This window comes from Aeoliella straminimaris (genome assembly GCF_024054565.1).
Lineage (GTDB): Bacteria > Planctomycetota > Planctomycetia > Pirellulales > Lacipirellulaceae > Aeoliella > Aeoliella straminimaris.
In genome coordinates this window covers 18,341-30,091 of the sequence record NZ_JAMXLR010000015.1, presented here as the reverse complement: position 1 = coordinate 30,091, position 11,751 = coordinate 18,341, and the positions used below count along the sequence as shown (strand labels likewise).

11 protein-coding genes and 1 pseudogene are annotated in these 11,751 nt (G+C 59.9%); 5 read left to right on the top strand and 7 right to left on the bottom strand.

The genetic code is table 11. The features are described from left to right. Positions 1-15 precede the first annotated feature (15 nt). Positions 16-1,440 (bottom strand): alginate export family protein, encoded by a 1,425-nt coding sequence (locus tag NG895_RS03300; RefSeq protein WP_252851027.1) that lies wholly within the window; start codon positions 1,438-1,440, stop codon positions 16-18. A 255-nt stretch (positions 1,441-1,695) separates the two neighbouring features. Here NG895_RS03300 and NG895_RS03295 point away from each other — a divergent pair, with 255 nt between their 5' ends. The 3 genes from NG895_RS03295 to NG895_RS03285 all read left to right on the top strand — a co-directional run bounded on the left by NG895_RS03295 (position 1,696) and on the right by NG895_RS03285 (position 4,435). Further along, positions 1,696-2,022 (top strand): cupin domain-containing protein, encoded by a 327-nt coding sequence (locus tag NG895_RS03295; protein ID WP_252851026.1) that lies wholly within the window; start codon positions 1,696-1,698, stop codon positions 2,020-2,022. 126 nt (positions 2,023-2,148) lie between these two features. Further along, positions 2,149-2,673 (top strand): cytochrome c nitrite reductase small subunit, encoded by a 525-nt coding sequence (gene nrfH, locus NG895_RS03290; protein WP_252851025.1) that lies wholly within the window; start codon positions 2,149-2,151, stop codon positions 2,671-2,673. A gap of 1 nt (position 2,674) precedes the next feature. Continuing rightward, positions 2,675-4,435, top strand: coding sequence for an ammonia-forming cytochrome c nitrite reductase subunit c552 (locus NG895_RS03285; protein WP_252851024.1), 1,761 nt, complete (start codon positions 2,675-2,677; stop codon positions 4,433-4,435). A gap of 50 nt (positions 4,436-4,485) precedes the next feature. On the opposite strand, the gene NG895_RS03280 is transcribed toward NG895_RS03285, so the two are convergent. The 3 genes and pseudogenes from NG895_RS03280 to NG895_RS03270 form a co-directional block, all read right to left on the bottom strand. Then, complete coding sequence (locus tag NG895_RS03280) at positions 4,486-5,382, bottom strand: DMT family transporter (RefSeq protein WP_252851023.1); 897 nt, start codon at positions 5,380-5,382, stop codon at positions 4,486-4,488. Positions 5,383-5,571: 189 nt separating this feature from the next. Beyond that, a pseudogene (locus NG895_RS03275) lies at positions 5,572-5,850 on the bottom strand (YybH family protein); the annotation flags it as partial. A 159-nt stretch (positions 5,851-6,009) separates the two neighbouring features. Then, positions 6,010-6,429: an ester cyclase gene (locus NG895_RS03270; protein WP_252851021.1), complete on the bottom strand. Its 420-nt coding sequence runs from the start codon at positions 6,427-6,429 to the stop codon at positions 6,010-6,012. A 229-nt stretch (positions 6,430-6,658) separates the two neighbouring features. Here NG895_RS03270 and NG895_RS03265 point away from each other — a divergent pair, with 229 nt between their 5' ends. Then, complete coding sequence (locus NG895_RS03265; protein ID WP_252851020.1) at positions 6,659-7,558, top strand: hypothetical protein; 900 nt, start codon at positions 6,659-6,661, stop codon at positions 7,556-7,558. Positions 7,559-7,714: 156 nt separating this feature from the next. Continuing rightward, positions 7,715-8,626 (top strand): ParA family protein, encoded by a 912-nt coding sequence (locus tag NG895_RS03260; RefSeq protein ID WP_252851019.1) that lies wholly within the window; start codon positions 7,715-7,717, stop codon positions 8,624-8,626. 6 nt (positions 8,627-8,632) lie between these two features. On the opposite strand, the gene NG895_RS03255 is transcribed toward NG895_RS03260, so the two are convergent. From NG895_RS03255 to NG895_RS03245, 3 genes are all read right to left on the bottom strand, one after another. Further along, positions 8,633-9,067 (bottom strand): hypothetical protein, encoded by a 435-nt coding sequence (locus tag NG895_RS03255; RefSeq protein ID WP_252851018.1) that lies wholly within the window; start codon positions 9,065-9,067, stop codon positions 8,633-8,635. Beyond that, positions 9,040-10,770 carry a tetratricopeptide repeat protein gene (locus NG895_RS03250; protein WP_252851017.1) on the bottom strand — a complete coding sequence of 577 codons (1,731 nt, stop codon included), beginning with the start codon at positions 10,768-10,770 and terminating at the stop codon, positions 9,040-9,042. The genes NG895_RS03255 and NG895_RS03250 overlap by 28 nt, the downstream gene beginning before the upstream one ends. Positions 10,771-11,152: 382 nt before the next feature. After that, positions 11,153-11,371, bottom strand: a complete 219-nt coding sequence (locus NG895_RS03245) for a hypothetical protein (protein WP_252851016.1) — start codon at positions 11,369-11,371, stop codon at positions 11,153-11,155. Between the last annotated feature and the right edge of the window lie 380 nt (positions 11,372-11,751).

Sequence of the window (11,751 nt, the reverse complement as noted above, 5' to 3'; positions counted from 1 at the left end):
TTAGCACTCTTCTCGTTAGAAGTTGGTTTCCCACTGCGTGTAGAAGAAGTGGGCGTCGTTGGTCCCGATGATCTTGCTGCCTCGCCACAGGTTCGAGTAGCCGAACAGGACGTTCGAGCTGGGAGCGAACTTGTAAGTGGCGATCAGGTCGAGCTCGTGACCGAAATACTTGGTGTCGGTGTTCTGCACCGAAGGAGTGGCCACGAAGGGAATGATGTCGTTCGCTTCGTCGGCGCCCAGGTAGTAGTACCAGGCCAACAGCGACCACTTACTGCTGGGCGACATGGTGAGCAAGCAGTTCGGCGAGCTGATGTTCGAGCGCTGCGCGGCGTCGATGAAGCCAAGGTACTTGTGGGCCAGCGGGAACAACTGATTGTAGCGGTTGAACGAGCCGTCGCCTTTGTTGCCCGAGGCGAAGTCGTAGTACGCCCAGATTGTGGGCGACCAGGGCATGTCCAGCTTCTTACCGAAACCACAGGTGCACATTCCGGCACGGTGGTCGAGGCCCAGGCCACTCTGCCGACCGGCCTGCAGCGTGGCTTCCACTTCGTACAACCAGCCGTCTTCCACTTCGCCCCAGAAGCGGGTGCCGAACGTGTGTACCGAGAAGTCGGCGGTGCCAGCCGTGGTGATGGTCGGCGGGGCAGAGTACTGGTTGTCGTTATCGTAGCCCAGATAGAACAGGTCGACGTTCGGACCACCACACTGCGCCATGCGGGTAGCGTAGATGCCGTAGAACTTCTGCTGGTAGTCAGGCTCGTCGAAGGCGTAGGGATCAACAGGCACGTAGTTGGTGAAGAACCCGTCGACGTTCCAGGTGTCGCCAGTGTACATGAGCTTCACGCCCGAGAAAGTTCGCCGGGTATTGGCCCAGTCGAGTGGCGACACGTGACGCTGCACGCCGTACAGCAATTCCTGGCGACCAACGCGAACGGTAAGCGAATCGGTGACGGCTACGTCCGCGAACAGGTTCAAGAAGTCGGCCGCATTGATGTCGATCGGACGTGGGACGTACAGGTCGTTCGCGGTAACTTCGGCGGTGATGCCTTCGGCGTAGACGCGCAACCAGTCTTTTTCCCAGTTGGTGTACAACCGCAACCGGGTGAGCAAGAAGTCGTTCTTCGTGTCGTTAAAACCGGAGACTCCGGGCTGCCGGCCCATGCCATCTTCGTGGTGGTACCGCAAACGCAGCTGTCCGCCGATGTCGAGCTTGCCCCAATGGCCGCAGGGGTCGATCCTCATCTGCTTCATGCAGTCGCCCAGGCAATCGCCGCAGTAGCAGGGATCGTTCAGGTAGCTGAAGTCGTTGTTGTAGAACACCACCTTGTGGCTGGTGGCACAAGGATTGGGCGTAGCCGCCCAACTGGTGGCCTGACAACAAACGGCGACTATCGCCAGACAGAGATGCAATGCAGGGCGAAACGGTAGGTGAAGCGACACGGCGATCCTCGCAACGGTAGCTGTTTTTCTAATCCTTTAGGGGGCGCAGAACTGCCCTGTAGGTTCTTCGGCGTGTAGCGGCCGTCAAGCCAATAGCGGTGAGTGCGCCCCCTTTGCCGGCACAGTCGCTACAACCCGAACAGCGGAGCATCCGCTCGTTGCAACGACGGTCGCGAATCACGCACTTCTGGTGTTGCCATGCGGAGGGGCGCGACCGCTGCAGACAGCTTTTTTCGCCTACTGGAGGTTTGTGGAATGATTACCCCTTATGTGATGTTTGCCAACCTTGGCGAACTGGACGAGACACCTACCGACGGAACACTCCGTCGTACGCTGCACAATAACCAGCAGGCGAAGGTGGTGGCGTTCAACGTCAGCGCGGGGCAGGAACTCTCCGAGCACACGGCCTCTACGCCCGCGGTGCTCCACTTTCTGTCAGGCGATAGAAAAGTGGAGTTGGGCGACGATTTGGTGGCCGCGACCACTGGTGCATGGATTCACATGCCCGCCAATTTGCCCCACCGTATTCGCACTAAGACCCCGGTAACCATGCTGCTGACACCGCTAAAGATGGCGAAGTAGTTGCCGCGCCTCACTTCATTCGTTATGTTGTGGACGCGAACGAACGTGTACTTTTCCTGTTTCCTAGTCTTTTAGCTGGATTGGCGAGCGGAGCTTGCTGGCACAGCACGCAATGGCGATAGGCGCATGGCTGCTCCTGCTTCCCCCGAAAAGCCAGATAAGAAGACCAAGAAGGGATGGGTGTGGCCCGTGCTCGTGGCCGCCGCTTTTGGCGTGCTCGGAGGACTGGGCACCTTTACTTTTGGTTACGGCGAGGGCTACGCCTACCTGGGGAACGATCCGGCGAGCTGCGCCAACTGCCACGTGATGCAGGAATTCTATGACTCGTGGCTGAAGTCGAGCCACAAGGCCGTGGCCACCTGCAACGACTGCCACACGCCGCACGACAACATCATTGCCAAGTACGCCACGAAAGCGGACAACGGGTTCTTTCATTCGCTGGCGTTTACCACCGGCGACTACAAAGACCCGATTCAAATCAAGGAGCGCAACAGCCGTGTGGTTCAAGCGGCTTGCCTCGATTGCCACCACGATCTGGTGAATCACATGTTGCCCGTCGAACGAGGCGGCGACATGGCATCTTGCGTGCATTGTCACCGCAGCGTGGGACACGCCCAATCAGTCGCACCCCGACGGTACGAAGGATATTGATATGCAACCTGCTCACAACATGAATCCGCGTTGCTTGCGCGCCGGTAAGACGGGCATCCTGGTGCTTACCTTCTTGGTCGCCGCCGTTGCCACCGCCCTGGTGACCTGGGTGCTGATCCAGATGTTCACCCGCAAGCAGGAAGAGCGCGTGCCCTTCGTGCGGGTGGCGGAATTGAATGAAATTTCTGTCGATCCCGAGCCCTGGGGACGCAACTGGCCGCACCACTTCGACGGCTGGAAGTCGACCGCTGGCGACAAGTTCTACGGTGGCTCGAGCGCCATGCCAGAATCGAAGCTTGATCTGCAGCCCTGGCTCAAGCGCCTGTACGCGGGCTACGCCTTCAGCATCGACTATCGCAAAGCCCGCGGTCACGCTTACATGCTGTACGACCAGGGTGTTACCGAGCGGGTGACCAAGAAGCCGCAGGCCGGCGCGTGCCTGCACTGTCACGGTTCGACCACCGTGCTGTACCGCAAAGTGGGCCTCGAAGCGATGGGCGAGGACGCCGACGACGAGGCCTTGGCAGCCGACTTTAATATGGAGGCCGTGCAAAAAGGCTTCGAAGAGGTCAGCACCAAGAGCTATGAGGAAGTGCTCGGCATGCTCAAGCAAATGCCGGACGGCACGCCGGATGAAAACGAACCGGTCTTTCCGCCAGCCCCGGTCGGCGGCTTCGAAGGCGAGTTCGCCGGCCAGCCGGTGCCTGAGGATCATCCCACCGGCGGCGAAGCCCACCCGGTAACCTGCATCGACTGCCACGACCCCGAGACGATGGCCATCCGCGTGACCCGCCCCGGCTTTATCAATGGCATCCAGGCCCTTGCCGAAGGCGATGCTCCTGCGCCGCACCTGCCGAGCATCGACAAGTGGCGCAAAGGCAGTCGCAGCAAGCCGTACGATCCCAACAGGGACGCCACCCGTCAGGAATTGCGGTCGTTTGTCTGCGGCCAGTGCCACGTCGAGTACTACTGCGCGAACAAGATGACGCTCACCTTCCCGTGGAAGAACGGGCTGAGGATGGAGGACGAGGAAAAGACCTGGGAAGAAACCACCTTTCCCGATGGCACCGAGTTCTACGACTACATCCATGGCGAGACTGGCGCCAAGATCGACAAGGTACAGCACCCCGAGTTCGAGTTGTGGAGCCAAGGCATTCACGCCCGCAGTGGCGTGAGCTGTGCCGACTGCCACATGCCGTACCAGCGGGTGGGAGCCGCCAAGTTCAGCAGCCACAATGTCCGTTCGCCTTTGGAGAACGTGAATGCCTCATGTCAGAACTGCCACCACCAGAGCGAAACCGAACTGGTGAGCCGCGTGGAAGGCATCCAGGAACGTAACCAGGCCCTGTTGGAACGAGCAGGCGAAGCGATGACGCAGATGCTCGACGCCATTCTCGAAGCCAAGGCGGCCGGCGCCACGGACGAAGACCTGAAGGAGATCTTCGACCTGCAGCGTAAATCGATGTGGCGGCTCGACTACATCAGCAGCGAGAACTCCAAGGGCTTCCACGCCTCGCAGGAAGCGGCCCGCATCCTGGCCGAGTCGATCGACTACAGCCGCCAGGCCGAAGTGGCCGCGCTGCGTTATCGAGCCCCCGAGGCGCCTAGTACCGAAGAGATCGAGGTCGAAGGAGTCGTTGGCGTCACGCCCGAGGAGCCACCGGCCGAAGCGGCTGACGACAAGCCAGCCGATGCCGAAGCGGAAGAGGACGGCGAGTCCGACACCGACACCGGCGACGAGGGCGAGCGCGAAGGCTCCTGAACCGCCGCCACCTGAGTTACCGCAACCGACGCGGGGGATGGTGGGACGTGTCAGCTTGCCGCGAACAACATCGCAATGCCGCCCACGGCCATCACTGCGCCGCACACCGCTCGTAGCGAAACCGATTCGCCCCGCAGCACCACCAGCGGCATGACGAACAGCGAGCTGGTGGCCAGCAGCGTTTGGGCGATCCCTGCATCGGCGTTCTGCAGCGCAATCTGTTGCAGCGTGATGCCGATAAAGGTGCCAATGAACGTGGCCAGCAGGATCCACCGCCAAATCGTCGTACGGCGGGCCGAGGAGGGTAGCAGCGGGCGGCCACTGGCCGGCAGCCACACCAACAGAATTGCCACCCCGCCCAGCATGCGAACTAGCGCGCTTTGCATGGGTCCGATGTCGGTGGTGGTGAGAATGCCCCGCGAGATGACCGCCCCAATTGCCTGGCACAATGCGGCCACCATGGCGTACACCACGCCCGACTTCAGGTGTTCTCGATCGCGGGGGTCGCCGATTCCTCGATCGACAATTACCCAGGCCACGCCCAGCAGCGTGAGCGCCATACCCAGGTACGCGGCGAGTGGCAGCAACTCGGCCAACACCACCATGGCGATCAGCGTCGTAAGCGGAGGCGCCAGCGTCTCGGCCATCAGCACTGTGCGGCGTTCGCCCAATCGGTTGAGCGCCGCAAAGAACGCGGTATCGCCGATGCCAATGCCCACCGCTCCGCTCGCCAGCAACCACGCCAGCGCGGTGGCATCGCCCGCAATGAACAAGCTACCTTGCACGGCCAGTGCGACGGCCAGCATCGTGCTGGCGAGCACCCCCTTATACAGATTGAGCGTCAGCGGGGGAATGCTGCGACCGATATGAAAATAAAGCATCGCCGTCACCGCCCACAACAACGCTGCCGCCAGTCCGGCGAATTCTCCGAGATGACTGGCGAACATGGGGGCGAGATCAACGGCGGAAGGGCGGGATGATGGCAGGCGTCATCTTATTCTGGCCGGCAATGAACCCATTCACCAGGCCCCGGCCAAACATGTTTGAGCCTCATTCTTGGTCCGCCTGCATGCCGTGCGCAACGGTCCAGTTTCCGACTCGGTCGATACGTCGGCCCGTAGCTGGGCGCTTCCTTCTCACACCCCGGCGTTGAAGATGACAATCTTCCATTGCCAGGAGCCGTCGGCAGTTTTCTCGGCCACGATCACCTGTTTGTCTGGCGTCGGGGGCTTGTCGCCTGAGCTGGTTGTCCAGTCGACATCGGTCGAGATGACCGCCAGGTTGCTTGAGCCGAAGATCTGCCAGTTCGTGAGCGTCACCTGTTCGACGTCGCCGAAGTTCTCACGCATGTAGTTCATCATGGCGGCTCGCCCAACAATTCGCGGCTGGCCCGGTGGCATGATTACGCCGTCTTCGGCCCAGTACTGCGACTAGGGGTCGAACTGGTGCGCCTCGAGATGACGTGTGAACTCTTCGAACTTCGATCGCAATTCAGCAGCGTCCGTTGCAGAAAGTGTAGCGTTCATGGCATGCCCCGCAGATGGAAGAAAGGAGCAAGGAGTGACGGCCAGCGCTCACCCCACCAGCCCCAGGCCTTCGAGCCAGCCGTACTTGTCCCAGTCGACCCAGCTCTCGACGAGGGTGCCGCCCTCGTAGTGGTCGGTGTGTACGCCGGTCCAACTGGTGGTCTTGCCGGTGGCCTGGTAGCCGCGGAAGGGGCCGGTGTTGTGGGCCGTCATTCTCCATCGCGAGCAAACGTAGTCGCCTTCGGCCACTTGGTGCAGAACTTCCATCTTCACGTCACTGAATCCCTGGTGGAAATCGCTCACCAGGCCTTTCCACTCCTCGAGCGACAGATCCGACGTGCCGTCTCGGGCGTCGGGCATCTGGTGATTCACGTAGTTGGGCGAGAGATAGTCGGCTGCCTGGTGTAAGGCGTTGTCGCCCCACAATTCGAGCAGCTTCTTGGACGAGGCTTTGTTGTCCGTGGACATGACGTTTCTCCCTGAGATAAGTGAGTGGAAGGCAATGTCTGTCGTGAGGCTATCCGGGTTTCACCGCGCCCGCAAGTTTCTCTAGCCGTCTTCTTGTTAGAAAACGGTAGACTGGGATTGGCCATCGCGGGTGGGGGGGTACACTCAAGTAGCGATATTGGGGGGGGCTCGTTGACGCCTAACCGGTTCGGCGGAGGTGACAATCACAACAAAGCGGGGCAAAGTTGCCATGAATCCTTACACCGCGCAAAGAATCGCCCTGGCCGATACCTACTTGCCGGCGGCGGGGCCGTTGGCGACGACCAATCGTGGTTTTCACGAGTGCTACAATCACCTGCTGGGCGAGACGCTCGATCGGCTGGGACACGCGATTCCCGTGTTGGTCATGCTGCACGACGATCTGCACCTAAGTGCTGCTGGATCGCGGCAATATGTTCAAGTTGTTCCCGAGCACTACCATCAATTGAAGGCCGTCGCCCATTCCGGTTTTGGTATGCAGTTGTGGTTGATGACGCATCGCGCGAAGGTGCTGAACGAAACACTGCGCAGCCAATTGCAGGCCAACTCCGAGGTGTTGCGGCAGTCCCGTGCGGCGCTCGACTGCCTGCCCATCGCAGAACGGGCCACGCCAGCGACACTGCTCGATACTTCGCTGGGATTTATCCACCGCATCATGGCCGCTGGCGGCGTGGAGACGGAGTTGGTCGAGGAGTACTCCACGTGGATGGCCCCGCATGTGATGAAGCTGGCCCGGGCTGCGGTGCGTCTGGAGATCGACGCCCTGCACGAGGCGACCGATCGCTGGCGACGTGAGTTGGGCGAGTCGATGTGGCGAGATGTGTACGTTGTGCTGTGTGGCACCCATCAGCCTCGCTATCGTCAGGCGGCCAGTCAGTACTTCGATCGCGTGCTGGGCGAGCACCCCGGCATTGGGGCCGAGTCGGAGGATCGAATTGTTTTTGCCGAGAACATCGACGAGCTGGATGGGGCGTTCGACTTGCTGGCGCGGCACATCGTCGATCAGCAGGCGTCGACCATGATCTTCGGCTACCGTGGTCGGTTGCAGAAGGACTTGCTGGCCGATGTCGCCACGGAATACCTGGACCAGATCCTGCCAACGGGCGAGTGAGCCTTGTGCGCCATAGCGGTTTGCATTTCGCCGGTCGTAAGGGTTGTTCCGCCGTTTGCGGACAAATGCAAATTGTGAACTATGCTTTTCTGGTGCCGTCTGCATCGCATAGGGGACGGCGAGAGTTTTTGGTTCAACTCTACCGGGGGATCTGTCATGTCGGTTGTTCTGTTCTTGAATCTCAAGGGTGGTGTCGCCAAGACCACCAACGCCGTGGCCATCGCCGAGTGTCTCGCCAGCAGTGGCAAGTCTACTCTGGTGATCGATGCCGACCACCAGTGCACCGCTACCGAGGTGTTGCTGGGCGAGTCGCGCATGGAGCAACTGGAGACCAGCAAGCGGACCCTGCACGATTTGTTCCTCGAGATGATGAAGCCGAACTTCAAGCCATCGCGGTTTGATGCCTTCGTGGCCGACCGAGCTTCTAACATCCAAGGTGGGCTCGAACACCTGTCGGTCATTCCCTGTTCGGTCCGCATCAACGACATCGCCACCCGTCTGCGAAGTCACTACAAGGATCTGGGTCCCGAGAAGCTGAAGTCGGTGCTGCAAAGCAACCGCTACCAGTTCCAGCGTTGGCTTGAGTCGAACTACGACTACACGATCGTCGATTGCCCGCCCAGCTTGTCGTTTCAGGTCAAGCAGTTGCTGCAAGTATCCACCGGCTACGTCGTGCCGTGCCAGCCCAACCGCTTGTCGCTACGTGGTGCCGACTGGCTCTGCAAAAAGCTGTACCGCGATGGATTCCGCCGCTCGGCGTTGGGTACCTTGTGGTCGATGTGCCGAGTGCAGGATTCGCGTCAGGTCGAGGTCATGGAGCAGGCCAAGCACGGCCGGTTTGGCGATCACCGTTTTCCGACTCCCTTCGAAACGGTGGTCCCGATGCGATCGGCCATCGCGCATGCCGTGGATACGGTGTGGGAGCCGGCGTCGTCGATTCGCGACAAGTACGATTCGGAGTTCTATCCTCTGTTCGTCCAACTCGCCAACGAAATCATCACCCGAGCCGACGAGCAAGCTGGTACGATCATGGGGGTCGAAAAGCAGCTCGACCTGGTAGAGGTGTGACGCGCGTCAGTCCCCGCCGTCGCCGTAGTCGCCGTCGAACCCCAGGCCAGGTCCCGTTTCGCCGTAGTCGCCCCAGCGCGACCGAATGAGCGGGGCCACGGCCACCAACAGCCACAGCCAGGGGGCCTCCATCGGGGTGGGCAGATCACGCCCTGCGTAGTGACAGCCCATCCACACCAGCAGGGTGTAGATGAGAAACTGAAACAGATAGACGAACACCTGCGCGGCCATGCTTTCACCCAAAATTCCACCAACGACCGCCGTGGGGCGTGGGGCCCGCACGGTCTGTACCTCCAGTGTAGCTTGCGGCGGAGAAGGTATTTGAAACGGGGCCGCGGCGGACTGCCAGATCGTCAAGCGAACCGGCTGCTGCAGGAAGGTCCCTGGAGTTATCCAACGGCTGCCATAGTCTTCTACGGTTTCATCAGATGCGAGCAGCATTCCTCGACGCATAGGCAACTCGACATAATGGGATGGTCAGGGTTGCCCCACACCGCTTGATACTGCTCGTCTGCTTCATGTGCTTGTGCCGTCTTGTTCTGCGCCTTCAGGGCCACGCTCAGTCCCTTCAGCGACCACCCGTTGTTGGGCCATTCGGCCAGGTCTTCACGATAGACGCGCTCGGCGTCGATAAATCGACCCGCTTTCAAGTAAGCCACGCCCAGCGTATGTCGCACTGGTTGTGTTGGTTCGGGGGGCTCCCCATACCGCGCCGCGTCCTCGAACTCCACGGCTTTTTCCAGGCTCTCAATTGCCAAGTCCAAATGCTCTTGTGCGGCGGCAGGGTTTTTCTTCGCTTCTTCGGCCAGACTTTTTTGAAGCTCGATTTCGCCGGCAGCAAAGTGACGGGTCACGTTCAACAGCGAGTTGACCCTGTCGATCTCGGGGTAGTCGCTTGGCACTTCGTCCATGGCTGCCAGCGAAGCCTGATACTCTTCCTCGGCGTTGTCAAAGTCCTTGAGCACCGCGTAGGCGATGGCCCGGTTGGCATGCCAGATGGCGCGCGTCACGACGAGACCATCAGGCGGAACCTGCTCTTCATCAATCAACTGCTGCCACCGCCCAAAACGTTTCTGTACGTCGTAGACGCAGCACATCAGTCGATCCAGATAGGCTAGCTCGGGGTCAATCTCGTCTGGTTCTTCGTCCACCAAGTCATCAAAGTCCTTCCACATATGCCGAGCTGCTGCCATCGCTTCCTTCTCGCGACCGCACATCGAGGCAGCAAATACGAGCATATGCGTGTTATGAATGATGTAGCCGTTTTGCACCTCAGGTACATCGTTCGATTCCTGGTATCGGTCATCCGCTGCCATTGCGACTTCATTTCTCGTGATCGCATCTTCCCATTGACCCGTGAGGACATAGATGTGACTCGGCATATGATTCAAGTGGCCGCTAATCGGCACGAGTCCGCCCAAGCGGTCGGCGGCAAATAGAGCCCTGGCCGGTTGCTGCGAAGGCTCCACCGCGTGGATATACAAGTGCAGAGCACCAGGGTGGTTCGGAGCGAGGGCGAGAACGCGCTCGAGTGTCGAAACAATCTCTTCTGTACCTTCCACCGGCGTGCGGTCGCCGTTGACGTACAGCTGCCATGGTTTGAGTACCATCCGCGCTTCGGCGTACAGCGCGCCGATGTTGGGATCGTTGTAGTGGATGTTCCAAAGCTCGCCCATAGCATCCGCGTAGGCTTGGTTCAGTTTGGCTCGCCCCTCTGTGTCGGGCTCGGTCTCCGCATTGCGGTGCCTGAGTGCTTCGATCAGTGCGCGTTCGACAGGGGTGGTGTGGTCGATACGTTTTTGCGCCTCCTGCATGGCGTTCCAGGCCCGCTTGGTGCGTTCCTCGGTCATTACGGGGTGGTTGTACTGTGGTCCCGATGCAATGGACACTCCCCACCACGCCATGGCACAGTCTTCGTCCAACTTGGCCGCAGCCTCGAACGACCGGATGGCCTCATCGTGATCGAACGCGTGCATCCACGTCATCCCTTCATCGAAACGACGCTGTGCCTCGGCAGAAGTTGTGGTGATCTCCCAGTGGAAGGGACCATAGTCGCCTGCGGCCAGGGCCTCATTGGCGATTTGTTGGCCAGCGACGACCACCAGGGTGATCGCGAGCAAGCGTGGCAAGGAAGGCAGTTGCATGAGGGCCTCGCTGAAGAAAAGAGTCATGATCCAGAGCAACCTGCCCGGCGGACTCACGTAACCGCCGAAACAGAGCTGTCTTGAAAAGTGCCTCTTGCGTAGCCAGCGAGTGTCTTGCGTCCCCTCGGCTACGTCCCCACCATCGGTAGAAGATACCATTGGCGACAAGTGTAGTCCATCAATAAATGGCCAATGCAAGGTGCACTTTGGCGCACAGGACTCGGGGGGATGGAGTTTAATCCCTCGGGTTCAGCAGTCCGCCCTGCCGACATTCGCTATCGCATTGATCGACGGCCTTACCGGTCGTGGTTGGCGGCCTCAGAATGCTGCGAGCAATGAACTGCTACACACGTGCTGCAAACTAGAGACATCCGCGGCCACTCTATTCTGACTGCGGCGCAACGTGCGACTGCAACGAACCTTCCACCACCACGCGGAATGGGCCGGTGTTGTGAGTGTTGTCCAGCGAGATCTTTCGCGAGTGAATCCCCGCGGCCACAACGTCGCCGCCCAGCTTTGACATGCTGTAGCAGAGGATGAGGCTGGAGACGATCATCGCCACGGCGATGATAATGGCGGGAGTGAGGCTGGGATTCTCCATGGTGGTTGGCGATCCTTTCCGATAGCGCTCTCGATCAGGGGATAGCGCTGTCTGTTTTTTGGCCCATGTAACAGCGTGGTATTCGCCGGGGGGCCCAAAATCTTGGGTTCTCCGCGCGGTTTGCCAGTTACGCAGGCGGCGACTCGTTTCGATTGGTTCTAAGGTTTGCCTTCGCCACGTCGGGGGACAGGTCTTCAGGAGAGTTCGCAAAAAGTCCTAACTGGTTCGCGAATGTGGTGCTATTTCTGCTCGCTTGTCGTAAATGAGTCCATCGAATGCGGAAAAGAGTTTTGGCAATGGGACTCGTGTGTCAGTAAATTGGGACTCAACTTTTCTGCCGGTGCGATATGGGGATCTCGCACCACCAATCTTTTTTCTCC

What these genes read in the sequence shown, in the direction of transcription:
- NG895_RS03295 (WP_252851026.1), top strand. Translation starts at nt 1,696, where the DNA reads ATGATTACCCCTTATGTGATGTTTGCCAACCTTGGCGAACTGGACGAG.
- nrfH (WP_252851025.1), top strand. Translation starts at nt 2,149, where the DNA reads ATGGCTGCTCCTGCTTCCCCCGAAAAGCCAGATAAGAAGACCAAGAAG.
- NG895_RS03285 (WP_252851024.1), top strand. Translation starts at nt 2,675, where the DNA reads ATGCAACCTGCTCACAACATGAATCCGCGTTGCTTGCGCGCCGGTAAG.
- NG895_RS03280 (WP_252851023.1), bottom strand. Translation starts at nt 5,382, where the DNA reads ATGTTCGCCAGTCATCTCGGAGAATTCGCCGGACTGGCGGCAGCGTTG.
- NG895_RS03270 (WP_252851021.1), bottom strand. Translation starts at nt 6,429, where the DNA reads ATGTCCACGGACAACAAAGCCTCGTCCAAGAAGCTGCTCGAATTGTGG.
- NG895_RS03265 (WP_252851020.1), top strand. Translation starts at nt 6,659, where the DNA reads ATGAATCCTTACACCGCGCAAAGAATCGCCCTGGCCGATACCTACTTG.
- NG895_RS03260 (WP_252851019.1), top strand. Translation starts at nt 7,715, where the DNA reads ATGTCGGTTGTTCTGTTCTTGAATCTCAAGGGTGGTGTCGCCAAGACC.
- NG895_RS03255 (WP_252851018.1), bottom strand. Translation starts at nt 9,067, where the DNA reads ATGCTGCTCGCATCTGATGAAACCGTAGAAGACTATGGCAGCCGTTGG.
- NG895_RS03250 (WP_252851017.1), bottom strand. Translation starts at nt 10,770, where the DNA reads ATGCAACTGCCTTCCTTGCCACGCTTGCTCGCGATCACCCTGGTGGTC.
- NG895_RS03245 (WP_252851016.1), bottom strand. Translation starts at nt 11,371, where the DNA reads ATGGAGAATCCCAGCCTCACTCCCGCCATTATCATCGCCGTGGCGATG.